The sequence below is a fragment of the Flavobacterium reichenbachii genome (assembly GCF_002217435.1).
Classification (GTDB): domain Bacteria; phylum Bacteroidota; class Bacteroidia; order Flavobacteriales; family Flavobacteriaceae; genus Flavobacterium; species Flavobacterium reichenbachii.
The window spans coordinates 145,949-166,667 of sequence record NZ_MUHF01000019.1; the positions used below are offsets into that span (position 1 = coordinate 145,949).

A 20,719-nucleotide genomic window follows, 5' to 3' on the forward strand; every position below is an offset into this window, starting at 1 on the left:
AATGATTTACCTTTGATATATAACTTATTGTTATTTAGGTTATTAAATTGTTTTTGTTTTGAATTTAACCCCCATTTTTTTTCATTCAGGATTTAATAATCTTGAGTTAAACAATTTTAATTAATAATTTAAAATACCACAAGATGAATACCAAACAAACAAATCTTCGAATCCTCCCAATATTATTTTTGGGTTTAATTTACAGCTGTTCCCCAACTGTAAAAGTTACTACCGATTATGATCACTCGGCAAATTTTGGAGAATACAAAACCTTTGCAGTATATGATCTAAAAGCACAGCAAGGACAGGTAAACCAATTAAATGTTGACCGTGTTACCAATGCAATTCGTGCAGGAATGATTGCCAAAGGATTTACAGAAAGCGATAATCCCGACTTGAAAGTAAATGCCGTTTCCATCCTAAAAAATAAAACCTCAGTATCAGCAAACACTGATTTTTATGGTTATGGAGGAATGTATCGTCCATACGGATATTGGGGTGGCGGTGCTATGATGGGCGGCGCAAACACTACATTTAATACCTACGATTATGTCGATGGCTCCTTAATTATTGACATTGTATCTGCTAAAACTCAAAAACTGCTATGGCAGGGAATTGGTAATGCTGAAATTGACAGCAAGCCAGATAATCCTGAAGAATTCATTAATGGTGCTGTTAAAAAAATTCTGGAAGGTTTTCCTCCCGGAGCAGTACAAAAATAAACCGAATCTTTATTTATATGAGTTGTATTTCAGTTGAGAAGTACAACCTGTATAAAATGCGTTTGTATTTTCTATTTGTTTAGAATCAAATAGAAGATGAACAATCTAATTGTAATTATACTTAAAAATTATGATTGACATTATACTTTCGCTTTTCTTTTTTATAGCTGCAATTGTTGGCTTTGCGACCTCTTTTAGAGTTCTTTTTTCAAAGAAAAATTACTCCAGGTGTTTTTTCTTAGGACTTTTTCTACTCAGTCTGGCCATTGTTAGCATCTATAATTTTTACTTGTATGCAAATGTTTTTAGAGATTTTCCAGATCTGCTTATAATTGCAAAATCTTTTATTTTTTTAGCAGCTCCATGTGCTTTTTTGTATGTTCGAAATGTACTGTTTCCGCAGTGGTTTTTCAAAAAATACGAGTGGCTTCATTTTTTGCCCTTTCTAATATATTTCTCGCTGACTCTTATGGCTTTAGCAGGAAATCATGTTGACATTTATGCTATTGATAATCTTTTGGCCAGAACAAAAAGTCCGTTTTCAATGTTGAGTTTAAGCATTTGGCTTTTGTATGCATTTTGTCAAACCATGATGGTCTTAGAATATGATCTGCAAAAATTTAAAGAAAATCAACAGCAAAAAATAAAAATTTTAAACTGGATCAGGATTTACAATTTGGTGGTTTTGGTTTTATTTTCTACACTTTTTGTGCATTTCTTTTTAATTAATAAAATTGATGCTTTAGAATTTTACTGTTCCTTTCTAATTGCTGCGGTGCTTATTTTTACTGTCGGATGGCTTTACTTTAAACCGCAGATTTTTTATAATGCAGAAGATGATAATAGTGAAGAACTAAACTTTATAGAAGATAATTTTGAATCGATTATTTCAAAAGAAACAAAGTTTTCTTTGCCAGTGGCAAAAGAATTAACACCTGAGAAAAAAAAGCTGTATCTGGACAAATTAGAAAGCATTTTTGTGTCAAAAAAACTCTTTTTAAAGAAAGATTTAGTCATGCGCGATATAGCAGAAGAATCTGGAATTAGTGTAAATAATCTTTCAAATTTGATCAATTCAGAATTTAATCTTCATTTTCAGGATTACATCAATTTAAAACGAATAGAATATTTTAAGGAAAAAATAAACGATTCTGACTGGAAGGATTTATCACTCGAAGGAATGGCTTGGGCTTCTGGTTTTAAGTCGAGAACTACTTGTTTTAGGGCATTTATAAAACATACCGGAAAATCTCCTTCAGAATATTTCAGGATAATAAGGATCAGCACTCAAAAAAACAAATCTTATTTTTTAAAAGATCTGCATACAGAGGAGAAATAGATTGTAAAGATCGATTGTGAAGTTTTATTAATGTAAACAAGATACCATGAAAACGAAAATGAAACAAAGACAAACAATAAAATCAGTACTAACATTATTATTTCTATTCTTTTTTATTTTTAGCCAGGCTCAGCTCAAAGGAGGTCATATTTTGGGAGCCATGGGATTGCAGTCGGGAACTCAGGCTCCAGCAAATACTTTGAGTGTGTATGTTCCAGGTTATTTTTATAATGCTTGTTCGTTACGAAATGAAGACGGAGACGAATCGATATCGAATCCTGATATAAATATGTTTATAACAGGTGCTGGTGCAGCTTATATAAGCGATCTTAAAATTTTGGGAGCCAATTATGGAGCAACGATTCTGCTTGCTTTTGCCTCCAATACCATACAGGGAAATACTATTGATTCTAAAAATTCACTTGCACTTACAGATATGTTTCTACAGCCTGTTCAGCTCGGCTGGCATAACAAAAGAGCCGATTTTGTTTTTAATTATTCCCTATATCTGCCCACAGGAAGATTCACCGCAGGAGCATCAGATAATGCAGGTTTAGGAATGTTTATTAATGAGTTTTCTGGAGGAACAACTTTGTTTTTTAATGATAAAAAAACCTTTCATTTTTCGGTTTTAGCATCTTATGAAATTAATGGAAAAAAGAAAGATACAGAAATTAAAACCGGAGACATTTTGAGTGTTGAAGGTGGTTTGGGTAAAACATTTTATATGATGAATGCTGAAAAAACGGCCCCAAAATCTATATTGAATGCAGGATTGATTTATTATATGCAATTTAAAGTTTCTAATGATAAAATTCCCGCAGGAAATCTTATTCTGGAGCCCGAAAAAGACAGAATCGGAGGAGTTGGTGCAGAGGTTAATTATTTTCATATCGGCTGTAGAACTTCTGCCGGATTGAGATGGATTTCTGAAATGGGTGCTGTAAACCGTTTTCAGGGAAATACTTTCTTTCTGACACTTGCCCATGTTTTTAGCCTGGAAAAAGAGAAAAATAATAAGTAGAATTTTATTTAAGCTGATGATTTTTAAATGAATATTATAAAATTTAAAATGAATGTAAATGAGAAATAAAAATTCAGATTTTTCGATAAAAAACAGAAAACTTTTTCAAAAAATGATTTTCATTTCTGCCATTTGTTTTATTTCTTTTCAAACCATAATGGCGCAGAAACAGCATATTAGTTTAAAAGATTCTCTCGACGGAGCTTTCGATTTAAGCGATTATATTATTTATGCACATGGTTTTATTGTAGTTCCAACTGTTATTACAGAACCTGCTTTGGGCGGAATAGGGGGCGCAATTGTTCCGGTCTTCTTAAAAAAACACGCTCCGGTAATTGACGAAAACGGTAAAAAACGTTTTATAAATCCGGATATCACGGGCGGTATCGGAATGTATACCGGAAATAAAAGCTGGATGGCAGGCGCTTTTCGTTCAGGAAGTCTAATAAAATCCAGAATATTATATCGGGTTATGGCAGGTTACGGCGATATGAATGTATCATTTTATGCAAACAATCTGCCCAATCTAAAGGATCAGGAGTTTAAACTCAATTTTAAGTCGACTATATTTTATACACAGTGGCTAAAGCAATTTAATAACCCCAAATGGAGTGCGGGCCCACAGTATCTGTTTTTAAATTCTAAAATCAATTTACCAGATGTAAATATTCCTCCGCCCTTTGTTGAACCAAAAGACATAAAGAGTACCATAAGTCAGTTGGGAGGAGCGATTCAATTTGACGGACGAGACAATATATTTACACCAGATAAAGGAATAAGGTTTCAATCAGATTTCTTTTGGTCAGATAATGCCATTGGCAGTGATTATGATGCTTGGCGTGTTAACTTATCTGCAATAGGTTTTTATCCATTAACAAAAAAATTAATTGGCGGACTGAGAATTGAAGGCGAACAGGCATTTGGGAAACCTCCGTTTTATCTTTTGCCAGGAATTAATTTAAGAGGAATTCCAGCGGCAAGATATCAGGGAAAAACCAGTATTGTTACCGAAGCCGAATTAAGATGGGATGTTTACCGAAGATGGAGTATTATGGGTTACGGCGGCTTGGCGAGCGCTTTTAACGATTGGGACAAAGCTTTTGCAAAACCAGTTGTTTACAGTTACGGAACGGGTTTCAGGTATTTACTCGCAAGAAAATTTAAACTCAGAATGGGCGTAGATGTAGCAAAAGGTCCCGAAGATTGGGCTTATTATATTGTTTTTGGAAGTAATTGGCTTAGATAGATTTTTAGTCCAAAGTTAAAAAGTCAAAAGTCAAAAGTTAAAATGGCAAAACTTAAATCAGTTCGGATTTCTGATCGTTACTATACTGCCAGAAATCCGAACTGATTTTACTATTAGTGACTGAAAGACTTTTTATTTTCTCCAATATGGCTTAATAATTTTATTCTCTTTATGAATCAGAACCAATAATACAATTGTTGCTAAAGCACATAAAACAATTGCCTGAATTGATCCTTCGGGACCAAATGCTCCTCCGGTAATCAATTCCGGACCTTGTATTTTGGCTTCTAGTAAGCTGTTGGTTTTTTCGTTTCCAGAGGTTATCGCTCCAAAAATTCCAGACTGTGTAAAATTCCATGCAAAATGCAGTGCAATTGGCATCCATAAATTACGACTGTAAATAAAAATTACGCCAAATAAAAAACCGGCAGTCGTTATACATATTGACGAAATCAAAGTACTGTGCGGATTTATTAAATGAAAAACTCCAAATAGTACAGACGAAATTGTCAGTGCAATATAACTTCCCAGTTTTTCCTCCATAATTCTAAATATAATGCCGCGCACCAATATTTCTTCAATAATAGCAACTGTAAACATAAGGGCAAACGGAATCAGGATAAATGAAATCGGATTGATGTTTACAACGCTGTAATTTCCGTTGAGGTACATTATTAAGATCGTTAAAGACTGAAGTACAAAACCAATTGAGATGCCAATGAAAAGATTTTTAAAAAGTCCTTTTACAGCAAATTCTGTAACGGTTCTTTTGTCGTACTTTTTAAAGAAAAGAATATAGCTGAAAATGCATGCTGTAGAAACAAAAAGTCCTTTTAGAAGGTTTCTGTAATTTTTGTCGAGAGGAGTCAGCGCCAATAATTTTGAAGCAATCTGCTGGCCAATAATAACTACTGCCATAAAGACCAGTAAGGCAAGAATGATTTTGGTAATAGGAGAATTAAATATTTTTTGTTTTGCAGTAGGGGTTTCCATTTAAATTTGGTTTAAGTATTAATTTAAAGCAAATTTAGACTGCCTTAAAACCAAAAAATAGAATGAAATTTGCCTCTTTTATAATTTTTGAAATTGCTTTGGAAGAAACCCGGTTTGGTTTTTAAAGGTTCTAATAAAATGACTCTGATCGGCAAATCCGCATTCGAGTGCGACTTCGGTCAAATTATTTTGATTGGATTGTATCAGTGATAACGAGCGTTCAATCTTAATTCTACGCATATATTCTCCCAAAGTGCAGCCAAAATATTTAGGAAAATGTTTTGAAATTGTAATCGGATTGAGGTGTAAAACTTGTGACAGATCCTGCAAATTTGGATTTTCGTTCCAGCAGTCGTTCAATAATTCATTGAGGCTTTTAACCCAAAACGGACTCTTTTCAAACCGTTTCAGATGTTCGTGCGTATTAGATAATTGAGAAAACAGCATTTTAATAGTATCGTTAGAAAAAGTATCTGCCGTTTGTGTTTCTTTAAAAATTTTAAGAATCAGAAATTTGGTTAATGCAGTATTCTGAACCGATTTTTCTATTACAGCTTCGTTAATTTGAAGTTCTTTCAAAAGATTCTCTTCAATTTCGATATTAATATTTCGGGACGGAAAAAGCGTTTCCTGATTCAGATGCAATTCATCGCTGTGATAAAATAATAAGGAACCGGGGCCTACTGTTTCGCTAAAGTTTTTTCGTTTTTCTGTAGTACCGCCTTTTAAGAAAAGCGTTATATGCGCATTATTATGCGAATGCCAGCCTTCATACACCTTATTCTGATACTCAGTTTCTACAACTGCAATTCCTTGATTGGTATTGAAGATGTTTTTGGTATTACCTAAGTATTTTTCTTTTTCAAGTTCGTACATTTTCAGATATCAGTGTGGCATTTAATAAAAGACCAAAATACTACTTATTTAAATTATTAATAATGCAGTAATTATAAATTTCAAAAAAAGCTGTTGTTTTGCGTAATTTGTAAGGTTTGGATGCTTAAGAAAAACATTGTGTAAATATTAACGGAAAAATAATAGTTTTTTTACCTGATATTTAATTGTTTTGTAACAAAAATAAAATTAGACATACTAATAAGTTAACTATTTAAATCTTTTGATTATGTATAAAAATACAATGAAATCAGTTTTTGCTGCATCTGCTTTTTTAGTTGCTGTAAGCGGCTGTTTTGCACAAGACGTTTTGGTAAATTCATTAAAGTTAAATGCGAGTGATAAAAGTAAAGAAAACTTTAAATTCACCGAAGTAGTTAACTTAGGAACAACATCTGTAAAAGCTCAGGGTTCTTCTGGAACTTGCTGGAGTTATGCTTCAAATTCATTTTTAGAGTCAGAAATGATTCGTTTAGGAAAACAGCCTGTAGAACTATCTCAGATTTTTTCTGCACGAAATGTTTATGTAGAAAAAGGAGTGAATTACGTTCGTATGCACGGTGCAATCGCATTAGGTGACGGAGGTGCACTGCACGATGTAATTAATATGTACAAAAAATACGGAACAGTTCCGAGAGAAGTTTACACGGGATTAAACTACGGAACAGATAAAAATAAATTTGCAGAAATGGCCGCTTTAATAGAAGGAGTTTTGTCTGCGGTGGTTAAAAATCCAAATGGAGAATTAACGCCAAACTGGCAAAAAGCATACGCAGCCGTTATTGATTCTTATTTAGGAAAAGTGCCTGAGAACTTTACTTACAAAGGTAAAAATTATACACCGCAGTCTTTTGCTAAAGAAGTGGTAGGAATTAACCCAGATGAATACGTAGAGCTGTCTTCGTTTACAACTTCTCCGTACTACCAAAAAACAACTATGATGGTACCAGACAACTGGTCTCTTGATCAGGTTTACAACGTAAAAGTAAATGACATGACAGATGTTATCGACAATGCATTAAAAAAAGGATATACTGTAGCTTGGGCTACAGATGTAAGTGAGAAAAGCTTCAGCTGGAAAAACGGTGTGGCATACGTGCCAACCAAGAAGTTTGATGACATGACTGCAGAAGAAAAAGCAGATATGTTTAACGGACCAAAAGCAGAGCCGGAAATCACTCCAGAAATGCGTCAGGCTGCGTTTGATAACTACACGACAACAGACGATCACGGAATGCATATTATTGGTATTGCAAAAGACCAAACCGGAAAAGAATATTATATCGTAAAAAATTCGTGGGGAGAAACAAACGACTACAAAGGTTTCTTATTCGTAACCAAAAATTTCGTGAAATATAAAACTACTGCTTTAATGGTAAATAAAGGCGGAATTCCAACTGAGATTGCTAAGAAGTTAGGGGTTTAAGATTTATTAGATTTTCTTATAAAAAAGCAACGTTACTGAAAAGCAGCGTTGCTTTTTTATTTTCTAACAATTGCACTATGATGTACTATTTCGAATCTGTAAAATTTTATAAATTGCATTAAAAATAATCAGAATGGATATAACGGAATTACTTGCTGAAATAAAAATAGAAGAAGATCTACTGATAGATCATGGGTTTTTATTCCAAAAAATAAAAAATGATTCAGAGTGGAATAACGAAATTAAATCCAGGAAAACTATTAGTTATGGTGTTCCTTACAACTACTCTAATATATCGTATCCATTTGTTCCCTTTCCTGATTATATTTCTGAAGTTGCCTCGATAGTTGAAGAAAAGCTTGGTTTTGCGATTAACAATTGTCTTATTAACTATTATGAAAATGGAGAATCAAAAATGGGTTTTCATTCAGATCAAATAGATATTTTGTCTGATAATACCGGGATTGCTATTGTTTCATTGGGTAACAAAAGAATAATGCGATTTAAAAATAAGTCAGATGCTAAAATTACTTACGATATCCTGCTTCATCCCAATAGCTTATTTTATATGACTCAAACCGTTCAGGAGTTTTGGCTTCACTCTATTTTGCCAGAAGTAGAAAATGATACTGCAGAAAGAATAAGCCTTACTTTTAGGAAGTTATTAGTGTAAAAAAGTCTTGCGGAAAATAAATGACTACAAAATCAACAATTTCAATCGTTGTGGTACAAAGAATCTCGACGATGTATTTATAACAATACGTATCCCACGGTTGAAACCGCGGGCTATAGTTGAAAATATGATAGAATCTTTCAGAATAAACAAAGCCAACGGTTTCAACCGTTGGAGCGCAAAGAATCTCGACGATGCATTCGTAACAATACGTATCTCACGTTTGAAACCACAGGGATTACTATTTTTCAGTATAAAGCAAAAAAAAGACTATCGAATGATAGTCTTTTTTTTAAGCTCCCCCTCTTGGGCTCGAACCAACCCCGATAGCTATTGGGGCTCTGATTGACAGTCTATTTATATTTTTCTTTGAGTTTAAGAATGATGTCCGGATACTTAATTAGATTTTCAATATAAGTTTTGCTTTTCATTTTCTTAATGTGTTTTTCAATGTTTAAAGCTTGAGTTTTATTTTCACATGATATTTGGAGAAATAATCCCCAGTCTTCAGCATTTGCTGTGAATTTATTAGATTCAGCATTTTTATGAAATTCCATTCTAATATCAAAATCAGATGTAAAACCAATATAAAATCGGTTCAGCTTATCAGAGTGAAGAATGTAAACAATATTCATAGAAATTAAATTTTGAGCAAAAAAATACCACTTACAGATGTAAGTGGTATTTAATAAGCTCCCCCTCTTGGGCTCGAACCAACCCCGAAAGCTTTCGGGGCTCTGATTAACAGTCTATTTATATTTTTCTTTGAGTTTAAGAATGATGTCCGGATACTTAATTAGATTTTCAATATAAGTTTTGCTTTTCATTTTCTTAATGTGTTTTTCAATGCTTAAAGCTTGAGTTTTATTTTCACATGATATTTGGAGAAATAACCCCCAGTCTTCAGCATTTGCTGTGAATTTATTAGATTCAGCATTTTTATGAAATTCCATTCTAATATCAAAATCAGATGTAAAACCAATATAAAATCGGTTCAGCTTATCAGAGTGAAGAATGTAAACAATATTCATAGAATTAAATTTTGAGCAAAAAAAATACCACTTACATTTGTAAGTGGTATTTAATAAGCTCCCCCTCTTGGGCTCGAACCAAGGACCCTCTGATTAACAGTCAGATGCTCTAACCAACTGAGCTAAGGAGGAATCACCTTAAAGGTAAATATGTTTGCTAAAAAAAGTTTGCTCCCCCTCTTGGGCTCGAACCAAGGACCCTCTGATTAACAGTCAGATGCTCTAACCAACTGAGCTAAGGAGGAAGTTGTTGCTCTTTTTAGCGAGTGCAAATATAATCGAATTTTTAGTTTCTCAAAAATATTTTAACTCTTTTTCTTGATTTTTTTTTCTACTTCATAATTGCCTTATAAATATCGTTTCCGTTTGCAAATAAAAGCAGTGCTATAAGTAGTACAAAGCCAACCATTTGGGCGTTTTCAAGGAATTTATCACTTGGTTTTTTACCACTGATAATTTCGTATAATAAAAACATCACATGTCCGCCGTCAAGAGCTGGAATTGGCAATAAATTCATAACTCCAAGCATAATTGACAATAAAGCAGTGATTGACCAAAAGGCTGTCCAGCTCCAAGTTTCTGGAAAAACATTAAAAATAGCTGCAAAACCACCCACTTCTTTATAAGCTTCGGTTTTAGGATTGAAAATCTTTTTAAGCTGACCTCCGTAATCAATAACTGTATTTACACCCATATTGATCCCAATTGGAATTGACTCGAAAAAACCAAATGTTTGACGGTTCACTTTGTAAAGATTCAGTTTTTCGATATTAGAATAAGGTATTCTAGTAGCGTAAGCCACTCCCGATTTAGATTTATCATTAAATTTGATTGTAGTCTGGATTACTTTTCCATCTCTTTTAATAGTTGCTGGAACTGTTTGGTTTTTATACTTTTTAAATATCTCTACCGCTTCATCAACATATTGTAATGGAATACCATTTAAGTGTGTAATAATGTCGGCAGTTTTTAAATTTTTTGAGTTTGGAGAATCTTTCTCAAATCCTGCAATTATAAACGGAATTCTCATTTCTACTAAAGAATGTTTTACTCCAGAGTTGCTGATTTTATTAATGATATTGATTGGGAACTTAATTGTTTTCTCTTCGTTGTTTCTTTGGATAGTAACTTCATTTGCCATGAATAAATTTTTGGCGATATCATCGTATCGATCCATTTTTTTACCATTAATAGCAATTATTTTATCTCCAGTTTGCACGCCCGCTTTTTCAATTGCAGGATTAGTTACCCAGACACCATCTTTTAAATCGGCATTAGCTACGTAATTATCGCCATAAACAAAAGCCATACCTATATATATAATAAAAGCCAGGATAAAATTTACAGTAACACCGCCAAGCATAATGATCAGACGCTGCCAAGCTGGTTTAGAACGAAATTCCCAAGGCTGAGGTGGCAGAGCCATTTGCTCTTTGTCCATACTTTCGTCTATCATTCCCGAGATTTTTACATAACCTCCCAGCGGTAACCATCCGATTCCGTATTCTGTTTCGCCGATTTTCTTTTTTAACAGTGAATATTTAACATCAAAAAATAAGTAAAATTTTTCGACTCTTGTTTTAAATAATTTTGCAGGGATAAAATGCCCTAATTCGTGAAGAATAATAAGTAAAGATAAACTCAATAGAAATTGAGAGAGTTTGATAACTATATCCATTTTGTATTTTTAGTTCGTAAATTTTAAACGCACAAAAGTACGTTTTCTTATTTAATTTTAAACCGCAAGATACTACTTAAGGTTTTAAATGTTTGTTAATAATTGTGCTTAGTTTTCAATTGGCAAATTCACACCCTTTTTTATATTAAACTATTAGTAATTCATTTGGCCAGAATGTTACAAATGTCTATACACACAATTGCAAATGCTGATAGAATAATGGTGATGAAAGAGCTGATAATAGTGGAGTCTGGAAACCATTTAGATTTATTGGGACACAAAGCAGAATATTATAGTCTATTGAATAAACAAGGTTTGATTTAAATGTTTGTTAATTAATAAACATTTAGATTTCTCATTTTACCAAGATGCTGTAACTTTACTTTTCTAATGACTATCGTACCCAATTGATAGTCAAAAACCACTAAAAGTTACACCTATGGCATCAAGATTATTCTCCCCAATTTCCATTAAAAAAATTACTTTCAAAAATAGGATTGTTATTTCTCCAATGTGTCAATATTCATCAGTTGACGGATTTGCAGACAATTGGCATTTAGTACACTTGGGCAGTCGCGCTTCTGGAGGTGCAGGTTTAATCATTCAGGAAGCAACGGCAGTTTCCCCTGAAGCAAGAATTTCTCCTTCTGATTTAGGAATTTGGAAAGACGAACACATTGAGAAACTAAAAGAAATAAACGAATTTATTGTTTCTCAAAATTCGATTCCCGGAATTCAATTGGCGCATGCAGGACGTAAAGCAAGTGTTTCTGCACCGTGGCTGGGCAATAAAAAATTAGATTTCGCTCAAGGCGGATGGCAGACCGTTGCACCAAGTGCAGTTCCGTATCATGATAATGAGCCTTTTCTTCCAGAAGCTTTGGATAATGACGGAATCCAAAAAGTGATTTCTGATTTTAAAGCAGCCACAAAAAGAGTGGTTGCAGCAGGATATCAGGTTTTGGAAATTCACGCTGCACACGGTTATTTATTGCACCAGTTTTTATCGCCTCTAACGAATATCAGAACCGATGAATACAGCGGAAGTTTTGAAAACAGAATTCGATTTACATTAGAAATTGTCGAAGCTGTTCAGTCAGAATGGCCTTCAGATCTGCCATTATTTGTTAGAATCTCTGCCACAGATTGGGCAGACGGAGGTTGGAATCCAGAAGAATCTGTAGAACTTTCAAAAATATTAAAAGAAAAAGGTGTAGATTTAATAGATGTTTCTTCAGGCGGATTGGTTTCGCATCAAAAGATTAATATTGGTCCGGGATATCAGATTCCTTTTGCAGCACAAGTCAAAAAAGAAGCCACTATTTTAACCGGTGCAGTCGGTTTAATTACTGAAGCCAAACAAGCCGAAGCAATTTTAGAAAATGGCCAAGCCGATTTAATTTTATTTGCCAGAGAATCTTTGAGAAACCCCAATTTACCTTTAGATTTTGCAAAAGAATTAAACGATGAAATTCAATGGCCAAAACAATACGAAAGAGCTAAAATTTAAGAAATATAGCTACAGATTTCACAGTTATGATTATATTTTGTCACGAATTGCACGAATTTGCACAAATCAGTTTCGTTTAAATTAATTCGTGAAAATTCGTGCAATTCGTGGCAACTTTTTTTTAATCAAATAATCTGTGGCAAAAAAATAAGAACAAATGGAAAAAATAAAAACAGCACTATTATCATACGGAATGTCGGGGAAAGTATTTCACGCTCCATTTTTAGACATTCATCCGGGATTTGAATTATTAGGTTCTTGGGAACGAAGTAAAAAACTAATTCAGGAAGATTATCCAAGCGTAAAAAGTTATCCTTCAATCGATAATTTATTAGCAGACAATGTCGATTTGGTAATCGTAAATACACCAGTTGGCACACATTACGAATATGCCAAAAAAGTGCTTCTGGCAGGAAAACATGCAGTGGTAGAAAAAGCATTTACAACCACTGTGGCCGAAGCCGAAGAATTAGCTTCAATCGCAAAAGAAAAAGGATTAAAACTGTCCGTTTTTCAGAACAGACGCTGGGACAGTGATTTTAAAACTATTCAAAAAATAATTAATGAAGGAGTTTTGGGAGATTTGGTCGAAGCCGAATTTCATTTTGACAGATATAACCCTGTATTAAGTCCGAAAGCACATAAAGAAACGGTCAATGACGGAGCCGGAATTTTAAAAGATTTAGGTCCGCATTTAATCGATCAGGCCGTTGCGTTATTTGGTTCTCCAAAATCGGTTTTTGCAGATATTCGCTATACAAGAGAGAATTCTCTAGTTGACGATTGGATTGATTTATTATTGATTTACGATGAATTCAGAGTACGATTAAAAGCTAGTTTCTTTGTTAGAGAAGCAAATCCTGCATACACGATTCATGGTAAAAAAGGATCGTTTTTAAAACCACGAGGCGATGTTCAGGAAGATGAATTAAAAATCGGAAAGAAGCCAAACCTGGAATCATGGGGGAAAGAATCTGAGGATTTACAAGGAATTTTAAACACAGAAATCGACGGAAAAGCAGTTCGTGAAAAAGTGCCAACATTACAAGGCAATTATTTTTCGTTTTTCGATGGAGTTTACGATTCGATCGCAAATGATAAAACAGAACCTGTTACAGCACAAGACGGCGTAAAAGTAATGCAGATTATCGAAGCTGCAATTGCAAGTAATACACAGAAAAAAGTAATCGATTTATAATTTTGTAACTTAATAAACATGATTTTTTATTGTTAAAAAATTATGTTTCTATGTGTTAAAATTGATTTCTGATATTCAATTTATAAACAATAACGTTGTAATTTAATGAACTCGATTTTTATAGGATACTCCAATCGAGGTTTTTAGTATTTTTGAAAATATCATAAAAAAGATTGACTATGCTGGGAAATTTTAATCCGTTATCGTTTTTTCAAACCAAAGGTAAAATCAAGAAAGTTTTTAGAGAAGCAAAAGCATCTTATCTAAATCGAATTCGTTTTGCCGTTGGAATGTTTTACTTCGGAATGGGTTTAAGTTTTGCAACATGGGCAAGCAGAATTCCTGATATTAAAACTGAACTAGGTTTAACCGACGGTGCTTTTGGTTCTATACTATTTTTGCTTCCGGTTGGACAATTGGTTATTATGCCTTTTTCTGGAAAAATGGTAACCAAGTTTGGAAGCCATCGCATCTTGATTTTTTCTTTGATAATGTATGTTTTCTGCTTAATCAACTTAGGTTTAGCAAGTACAGCACTGCAGTTGTCTTTAGGCTTATTTTTGTTCGGATTATTTGGTAATCTGGCCAATATTGCTGTAAATACACAAGGAGTTTACACCGAAGTTCTTTTTAGAAAAACCATTATGTCTTCGTTTCACGGCATGTGGAGTTTTGCAGGTTTTACCGGAGGATTAGTAGGTTTAGGAATGCTGGCTTTAGATTTAAGTCCGCTTCACCATTTTATCATTGTAGCAGGAATTGTTTTATTGATGATTGCTTTCAATTTTAAATTTTTGGTTAGAGCCAAAGAAAAAATGAAGGAGAAAGCAGCAGCAAACAAAAAAATATTTTCAAAACCAGACAGCGCCTTATTATGGCTTGGTGTGATTGGTTTTTGCAGTATGGCCAGCGAAGGAGTGATGTTTGATTGGAGTGGTGTTTATTTTAAAGATATTGTAAAAGCGCCAGGTACTTTGGTAGGTTTAGGATATACCTCTTTTATGATTATGATGGCTGGCGGCAGGTTTATTGGTGACAGCTTAATTTATAAATTTGGTCGCGAACGTGTCATGCAGATCAGCGGCGTTATGATTTCTGCCGGACTTTTTACAGCCGTTTTTCTTCCTTATATTATTCCGTGTACAATAGCTTTTATGTTTGTAGGTATGGGTGTCGCTACTATTGTTCCTACAGTATATAGTATGGCAGGCAAAAATTCGACCGTGCCTCCTGGAGAAGCCCTGACTATTGTTTCAAGCGTGAGTTTTCTTGGTTTTTTAATGGGACCTCCCGTAATAGGGCATATTGCACAAAGTTTTGGTCTTCAGTTTTCTTTCGCCTTTATCGGAATCTTTGGGGTCTTGATTGCTTTTATGGTTTCTAAAATTAGAACTACTTAATAAATTTTTCCCACACAGATTAGCATAATACATTAAGTTTTACAAATAATTAACAAGAAAATTAGTATTATAAATAATATTTGTTATTTTTGATTCTGGAATAAAACCTATAATTCCTTTTCTAAAAACCAATTTTATCTTTTGAAGTAAGAATTGAATTGCATTACAAACGCAGTTAATTTAAATCTATTTTTAAAGTAAATTGGAATTTTTATGGGTAAAAAATACCTGGTCGTTTTTATATTATTGTCTTTTAAAGTTTGTTTTGGACAACAGGAAACCATTTTTAGCGGAATAGTTGTTGATTCAAAAGCACAAAATCCCCTCGATAATGTTGTGGTAAGCATTCAGAATTCGAATGTGACCCAGCTCACCAAATTTAACGGCAAGTTTGAATTGCATTCTTCAATAACTGGCGAACAATTGCTATTGGTGCACAGTAAAGGCTACAAAGATCTGCTTTTAAAAATACATTCAGATTTTGGCAAAAAAATATACTTAGGAATTCTACAATTAGAAGATGCTTTTTCAGACGAAACTCCTGCAGCACTTATTACCTTATTAGATAGTGATTTATCAGACGATAACAGCTCTTCTGAAATGACATCCGGTCTTTTGCAATCTTCAAAAGATGCCTTTATGCAGGCCGCTGCTTTCAACTGGGGGCAAGCCAGATTTAGAGTCAGAGGTTTAGACAGCGAAAACGGCACCATGATGCTGAACGGCATGGTTATGAACAAAATTTATGACGGAAGACCACAGTGGAGTAATTGGGGAGGATTGAATAACATGCTCCGAAACCAAGAATTCTCCGTTGGTGCTGCATCTTCAAATTATACCTTTGGAGGTATTTTAGGGACACAGCAAATAGACACGAGGGCTTCACTGTTTAGAAAAGGAGAACAACTTTTATTTTCGGGGAGTAATACAACTTATACATGGCGCGGAATCGGTACTTATGTTTCCGGAATGAATGCTTCGGGTTGGGCATTTGCAATTTCAGCCGGAAAGCGCTGGGCAGAAGAAGGATATTTTGACGGAACAAATTTTAATGCAGCGTCGCTTTTTGTGAGTATTGAAAAGAAATTAAGCACAAGGCACAGTCTTAATTTTACAGGATTTTATACGCCTAGTTTGCGGGGTAAAAATTCTGCTAATACAAATGAAGTTACAGGACTAAAAGGAGAAAAATACAATTCATACTGGGGTTTTCAAAATGGTGAAAAAAGAAATGCAAGAGTAAAAAATATTGAGGAACCACTGTTTATGCTCAATCATTATTTTAAAATAAATGAAAAAGCAAACCTCAATTCCAGCATTATGTATCAGTTTGGAAAAGTCGGAAGCAGTATGATCGATTACCAAAAAGCAGACAGTCCGGATCCGGTATATTACAAAAAACTGCCTAGTTATTTTAGTTCACTTTATGCAAAAGACCACGGAGAGTTTTCAGGAGATTTTACTCCTGATTTTGAAAATGCTGCAAAGAACAAGGCTTTGTTTTTGGACAATTCTCAAATCGACTGGGAGGCTATGTACAAAGCAAATCAGAAACCAAAACCAAATTCAGATTCAACAATTTCCGGTTTTGAGCCGGCACAAAGTCATTATGTTTTGTACGAAGACAGAACTGATGATAAAACTATTGCAGTAAATTCAAATTTTAATTCACAAATCACAGCCAGCATTTCCTTTGATGGAGGCATTACTTTTAGAAACGTCAAGTCACACAATTTTCAATATCTGCTGGATTTATTAGGAGGAGCATATTTTGAAGATATTGATGCTTTTTATAAAGGCAGCCAGTCTCAATCAGATTTATTACATCCCAATAGAGAAATTAAAGCAGGTGATACTTACGGTTATAATTATAACTTTTTGGCAAATGTAATTGATGTCTTTGCTCAGTTTAAATTCTCATTTAATAAAACCGAATTTTATCTCGCACAATCTTATTCTATTTCTGATTATCAAAGAGAAGGTTTGTATCAAAACGGAATTTATCCAGACAATTCTCTTGGAAAAAGTGAGAAAGCCAACTTTGAAAATTTTGGTTTTAAAGGAGGCTTCACGTATAAAATTTCAGGAAAGCAATTGCTTTTTTTTAATGGTTCTCATTTTACCAGAGCGCCGTCAATTCGAAATACCTTTATAAATGCCCGTTTAAATAATTCAATTGTTGATGGAATTGAAAATGAAAACATCAGTAGTGCTGAAGTCAGCTATATTTATCGCTCGCCAAAACTTAAAATAAGAGCAGCAGCATATTATTCCTTGATAAAAAACACTGCCAGAACATCTTTTTTTTATGCTGAAGGAATTTTTGACAACGGAGCAGGATACGAAAGTACCGATGCTTTTGTAAGTCAGACCTTGACACATTTGAACAAAAAAAACATAGGAACTGAATTGAGTTTTGAATATCAGATTTCATCAACTTTAAAGACTGTCTTAGCCGCTGCTTACGGTAATTATACCTACGACAGTAATCCCGATGTTTTAATAACGAACGATGCAAACGCAGTCAAATCTAACACAGCATCAACTTTTGATTTTGGAAAAGCCTATCTTAAAAATTATAAGCAGTCGGGAATGCCGCAACAGGCCTATTCACTTGGAGTAGAATACAGAGATCCTAAATTCTGGTGGCTTGGTGCAAATGTTAATTACCTAACAGATAATTATATAGATGTATCACCAATTTCTCGAACGCCTCATTTTTATATTAATTCGGCAAGCGGTCATATTTTTCCAGAAGCATCAGAAGAAAAGGCATCAGTTTTGTTAAAGCAGGAAAAATTTAATCCGGTTTCATTGCTCAACTTTAGCGGAGGCAAATCGTGGAGGATTTCAAGAAAATATATCGGAGTTTTTATGAGCGTAAATAATGCTCTCAATGTAATTTATAAAACAGGAGGATTTGAGCAGGCTCGAAACGCAAATTTCAGAGCTTTTAACCAAGATATTTCCAGCGGAACTCCATCGTTTGGACCTAAATATTATTACGGATACGGAAGAACTTATTTTGTAAACCTCACCATTAGTATATAAACCTCAAAAAAAAAACGCATCATGAAGAACATATCATTTAATTCATTTTTTGCAACAGTAATGCTGCTTTTTTACAGCTGTAACAATGAGGTCGAAATTCCGCAGTTAAAATGCACACAGCCAGATTTAACCGTTAACAGAACAGTTCAAAAAGTAATTGAAACTTCTGGCATCAACGCACAGCAATACCTATATGATGATGTTATTGAAGCTTACGTAGTTTCTAGTGATGAAGGAGGTAATTTTTTTAAGAATATTTATCTTCAAACTTTACCAAAAGAAGGAGTTCCTGCAAAAGGATTTTTGGTTAGCGTCGATGCATCAAATACTTATATAGATTATAGAATTGGAACAAAAGTTTATGTAAAACTCAAGAATCAATTTACAGATATATTCTACGGAGGTATGCGTGTTGGAAGCTTGTATGTAAGTAATTCAGGAATTCCAACAATAGGCAGAATATCTCAAAACGACTACAAAAACGTGCTCAATGCTTCCTGTACAACAATTGACGAAAGTAATCTTGTACGTTTTGTTTCGATACAAAAAGCTTTAGATGATGATAAACTCAACACCTTAATCGAACTTGAAGATGTTGAGTTTACAGAAGCCGCATTAGGACATCATTATTTTGAAGATGTGAATAATGTAGGAGGATCTACCAATTGGAATCTTAGAGACAAGACAGGAAATCAAATTATTTTTAGAACCAGCAGCTATGCCAATTTTGCTGATAGTTTTGTACCGGAAGGAAGTGGAAAAGTTCGCGGTGTTTTAACTAAATACGGATCCGATTATCAGATGATGATTCGATCTGAAAATGATGTTGTAATGAATGGAAAGCGAAATACTCCGTTTTTTTCAGAAGATTTTCAATCGGTAAAAAACAATATAAATTTTGCTTTGCCCGGCTGGAGTAATATTGCAGAAAAAGCTTCTAAAATATGGAAAAGTATGGTGTATGGAGGAAATGGCTATGCTGAATTTAATACAACGAGTACAACTGCAGCAGAAAACATAGCCTGGCTAGTATCGCCTAAAATTAATTTGAATGGTTATAAAAATGCGATCTTATCTTTTAGAAGCGCACAGCACGACTTAAAAGTAGATTCACCACTAAATACATTAGAAGTGTATGTCTCTGCCAATTTTGACGGATCTAATGTAACCAAAGCAAAATGGACAAAACTGTCTTCAAAATTGCCGGATTTATCGACACCTTCTCGAGAATTTATAAGTTCTGGCGGAATTGATTTATCAGCTTATTCTGGAACTATTAATATTGCATTTAGATATGTAGGTTCTGGTAAAGATAAAACACTAAACGGCGCTTTTATGGTAGATGATGTTAGGATTTTTGGCGAGAAATAGTTCTGTGATTATTAATGTATTAATCAGGTGCGCGAAAAATTATATCAAAAAAAACGAGCTATTTTTTATTGATTTTGAGGTAGAAAATTAATAGTGATTGTTTTTGAGATTTAAGCTATTAAAATTTCACGGAATTTTGTATTTTGGTCGTCCCAAATTGATACAAATACCATGAAAAAATTTTACATCGCCGTCTTAATGATGGTTGCTCCGTATTTACTGCACAGCCAGGATGCTCCAGTTCGATTAAAGCAAATCAATATTGTAAAAACAAACTATCAGAATTATAAAGATGGTGAAATTGTAAATAAAACAATTGCATTTGCAGACGGAAAAATACAAACGATTACAACATCAGACGTTATTCAGAAATTCTTTTATAACAAAAGCGGATTGCTTGATATGACCGTTAAAGAAAAAGTTGGAAGCGACTGGAAAGAAGTAATTAATTATACTTATGATGCAGATAACAATATTACAAAGTTTGTAAACAAGTACCACGAAGGTAATGACTATATTACCAAAACCGTAACTTTTGCTTACGAAGGAGCACGAGTAAAAGCGATCACCAAGAAAAGTACAAATCACCAAAATATTCTTGATGATATCGAATACATTGTTGAAAACGGAATCATTGTAAGACGTACTTCTCGTGATAGAAATAAGCAGATCATTGGTAAAATTGAATATACTTATGTTAATGACAATGTTTCAAAACACAGAGGTTTAGTAGGAGATAAAATCTCTAAAACTTTTACTTATGATGATAAAAAATCGGTTGAACAATTGATTGTACAAAACTTGTTTGGAGACAACTACAAAGTAATTGTTCCTCTGATATCTTATCACGAAGATGAATTTAGTTTTGAATCGATATCGTATAATAACGAAATGAATTTTAGCCCTTCTTCTACAGTTTTAGTTGCTGTGAGCAGAAAATACAAATACAATAAATTAAACTTTCCAATTTCTTGTTCTCAGATCGAAGAAAACGGAATTGTAAAAACCGAAAAGACTTTTATTTACGAATAAGATAAATTTCAATTATTAAAAGCCATTTAGAAATTAAGTTTTTTAGGATTGAAACCTTAAAATTCTTAATTTCTAGATGGTTTTATTTTTTTTGGTATCCTATTATTTCTTAAATAGAACTTAAAAACAAG

General features: G+C 33.7%; 18 protein-coding genes and 2 tRNA genes. 13 read left to right on the forward strand and 7 right to left on the reverse strand.

Features of this window, described 5'->3' with window-relative positions; translation table 11 throughout:
- Positions 1–143: 143 nt before the first annotated feature.
- The 4 genes from B0A68_RS15740 to B0A68_RS15755 all read left to right on the forward strand — a co-directional run bounded on the left by B0A68_RS15740 (position 144) and on the right by B0A68_RS15755 (position 4,331).
- A complete protein-coding gene (locus B0A68_RS15740) occupies positions 144–722 on the forward strand; it encodes a DUF4136 domain-containing protein (RefSeq protein ID WP_035686801.1) in 579 nt (192 codons plus the stop codon).
- 130 nt (positions 723–852) lie between these two features.
- The gene (locus tag B0A68_RS15745; RefSeq protein WP_035686798.1) at positions 853–2,061 is read left to right on the forward strand and encodes a helix-turn-helix domain-containing protein; all 1,209 of its coding nucleotides are present in this window, start codon (positions 853–855) and stop codon (positions 2,059–2,061) included.
- A gap of 46 nt (positions 2,062–2,107) precedes the next feature.
- Positions 2,108–3,085 (forward strand): SphA family protein, encoded by a 978-nt coding sequence (locus tag B0A68_RS15750; RefSeq protein WP_035686795.1) that lies wholly within the window; start codon positions 2,108–2,110, stop codon positions 3,083–3,085.
- Positions 3,086–3,143: 58 nt separating this feature from the next.
- Positions 3,144–4,331 carry a BamA/TamA family outer membrane protein gene (locus tag B0A68_RS15755; RefSeq protein ID WP_051892717.1) on the forward strand — a complete coding sequence of 396 codons (1,188 nt, stop codon included), beginning with the start codon at positions 3,144–3,146 and terminating at the stop codon, positions 4,329–4,331.
- Positions 4,332–4,463: 132 nt separating this feature from the next.
- Here the strand turns inward: B0A68_RS15755 and B0A68_RS15760 are convergent, their stop codons facing one another.
- Positions 4,464–5,324 (reverse strand): CPBP family intramembrane glutamic endopeptidase, encoded by an 861-nt coding sequence (locus B0A68_RS15760; RefSeq protein ID WP_035686792.1) that lies wholly within the window; start codon positions 5,322–5,324, stop codon positions 4,464–4,466.
- A 78-nt stretch (positions 5,325–5,402) separates the two neighbouring features.
- Positions 5,403–6,200, reverse strand: coding sequence for a helix-turn-helix domain-containing protein (locus tag B0A68_RS15765; protein ID WP_035686789.1), 798 nt, complete (start codon positions 6,198–6,200; stop codon positions 5,403–5,405).
- A gap of 247 nt (positions 6,201–6,447) precedes the next feature.
- Here B0A68_RS15765 and B0A68_RS15770 point away from each other — a divergent pair, with 247 nt between their 5' ends.
- Both B0A68_RS15770 and B0A68_RS15775 read left to right on the forward strand, forming a co-directional pair.
- Positions 6,448–7,644 (forward strand): C1 family peptidase, encoded by a 1,197-nt coding sequence (locus B0A68_RS15770; protein WP_035686786.1) that lies wholly within the window; start codon positions 6,448–6,450, stop codon positions 7,642–7,644.
- A 133-nt stretch (positions 7,645–7,777) separates the two neighbouring features.
- On the forward strand, positions 7,778–8,317 hold the full coding sequence (locus B0A68_RS15775) for an alpha-ketoglutarate-dependent dioxygenase AlkB (RefSeq protein ID WP_084679084.1): 540 nt from the start codon (positions 7,778–7,780) through the stop codon (positions 8,315–8,317).
- 353 nt (positions 8,318–8,670) lie between these two features.
- Here B0A68_RS15775 and B0A68_RS15780 read toward each other — a convergent pair whose 3' ends face one another.
- The 5 genes from B0A68_RS15780 to rseP form a co-directional block, all read right to left on the reverse strand.
- Positions 8,671–8,952: a GIY-YIG nuclease family protein gene (locus B0A68_RS15780; RefSeq protein ID WP_035686783.1), complete on the reverse strand. Its 282-nt coding sequence runs from the start codon at positions 8,950–8,952 to the stop codon at positions 8,671–8,673.
- Positions 8,953–9,066: 114 nt separating this feature from the next.
- Positions 9,067–9,348, reverse strand: a complete 282-nt coding sequence (locus B0A68_RS15785; RefSeq protein WP_035686780.1) for a GIY-YIG nuclease family protein — start codon at positions 9,346–9,348, stop codon at positions 9,067–9,069.
- A 58-nt stretch (positions 9,349–9,406) separates the two neighbouring features.
- Positions 9,407–9,480, reverse strand: a tRNA-Asn gene (locus tag B0A68_RS15790).
- Positions 9,481–9,519: 39 nt separating this feature from the next.
- A tRNA-Asn gene (locus B0A68_RS15795) sits at positions 9,520–9,593 on the reverse strand.
- Between the two features lie 86 nt (positions 9,594–9,679).
- Positions 9,680–11,026 carry an RIP metalloprotease RseP gene (gene rseP, locus B0A68_RS15800; protein ID WP_035686777.1) on the reverse strand — a complete coding sequence of 449 codons (1,347 nt, stop codon included), beginning with the start codon at positions 11,024–11,026 and terminating at the stop codon, positions 9,680–9,682.
- A gap of 183 nt (positions 11,027–11,209) precedes the next feature.
- Between rseP and B0A68_RS24505 the strand changes: the two genes are divergently transcribed.
- The 7 genes from B0A68_RS24505 to B0A68_RS15830 all read left to right on the forward strand — a co-directional run bounded on the left by B0A68_RS24505 (position 11,210) and on the right by B0A68_RS15830 (position 20,588).
- A complete protein-coding gene (locus B0A68_RS24505) occupies positions 11,210–11,350 on the forward strand; it encodes a hypothetical protein (protein WP_165571350.1) in 141 nt (46 codons plus the stop codon).
- 115 nt (positions 11,351–11,465) lie between these two features.
- Positions 11,466–12,536, forward strand: coding sequence for an NADH:flavin oxidoreductase/NADH oxidase (locus tag B0A68_RS15805; RefSeq protein WP_035686775.1), 1,071 nt, complete (start codon positions 11,466–11,468; stop codon positions 12,534–12,536).
- Positions 12,537–12,693: 157 nt separating this feature from the next.
- Positions 12,694–13,734, forward strand: coding sequence for a Gfo/Idh/MocA family oxidoreductase (locus tag B0A68_RS15810; protein ID WP_035686773.1), 1,041 nt, complete (start codon positions 12,694–12,696; stop codon positions 13,732–13,734).
- Positions 13,735–13,913: 179 nt separating this feature from the next.
- Positions 13,914–15,134, forward strand: a complete 1,221-nt coding sequence (locus tag B0A68_RS15815; protein WP_035686770.1) for an MFS transporter — start codon at positions 13,914–13,916, stop codon at positions 15,132–15,134.
- A gap of 213 nt (positions 15,135–15,347) precedes the next feature.
- Positions 15,348–18,185 (forward strand): carboxypeptidase-like regulatory domain-containing protein, encoded by a 2,838-nt coding sequence (locus tag B0A68_RS15820; protein WP_035686768.1) that lies wholly within the window; start codon positions 15,348–15,350, stop codon positions 18,183–18,185.
- A gap of 21 nt (positions 18,186–18,206) precedes the next feature.
- A complete protein-coding gene (locus B0A68_RS15825; protein ID WP_035686765.1) occupies positions 18,207–19,556 on the forward strand; it encodes a DUF5689 domain-containing protein in 1,350 nt (449 codons plus the stop codon).
- A gap of 171 nt (positions 19,557–19,727) precedes the next feature.
- A complete protein-coding gene (locus B0A68_RS15830; RefSeq protein WP_035686763.1) occupies positions 19,728–20,588 on the forward strand; it encodes a hypothetical protein in 861 nt (286 codons plus the stop codon).
- Positions 20,589–20,719: the final 131 nt, after the last annotated feature.